This window comes from Vibrio sp. 1402 (assembly GCF_033340275.1).
Map to the genome: position 1 here is coordinate 1 of NZ_JAWOWE010000568.1, position 555 is coordinate 555.

The following is a 555-nucleotide window of genomic DNA, read 5'->3' on the forward strand; positions in this document are numbered from 1 at the left end:
GGCGGATCACCACCATCACTTCTTCGATGCTCAAGCTGTTGTCTTCAACTTTTTCTAATTTGTTGAAGCTCTTATCGACCATCGCAGAGAAAGAAGAGGTATCTGACAAAGTATCACTCATGGAGCTCGACACTTCATGTAATAGTACTTCTACGTTGGTTTTGAGATCTTCTAAACTGGTTTCTGCTCTACTGGCCACGTAGTTGTTGTAAAGCTGTTTGTTCGCTGCTGGTGGACAAATACCGTAGTGTTCTAACACTTCGTCCATCTCAAAATTGAGCTCTGGAATGGTTTTGTCTACGTAGGTATACCAAAGCGCGTAGTTTGCGGGGGTGGCAGCTACATGATTTTTGATCATTAGTGGCACCGCTTTTTTTAAGTTAGCGGTCGATTTCTTAAACTCGTCAGTCATTTCTGCGATGTTACTAGCAAAATGGAATTGGATTTAGATTACCGGATATTAACTAATATCGCTTTAATTTTTATCATTTTTGCTTGGTTTATATAAAAAAATGAGCAAATAGCGGTGATATTCATAAATCTGAAATTTGATTT

At 38.7% G+C, this 555-nt stretch carries 1 pseudogene; it reads right to left on the minus strand.

Annotation, left to right across the window (positions count from 1 at the left end):
* A pseudogene (locus tag R7044_RS27290) lies at positions 1 to 412 on the minus strand (GGDEF domain-containing protein); the annotation flags it as partial.
* Between the last annotated feature and the right edge of the window lie 143 nt (positions 413 to 555).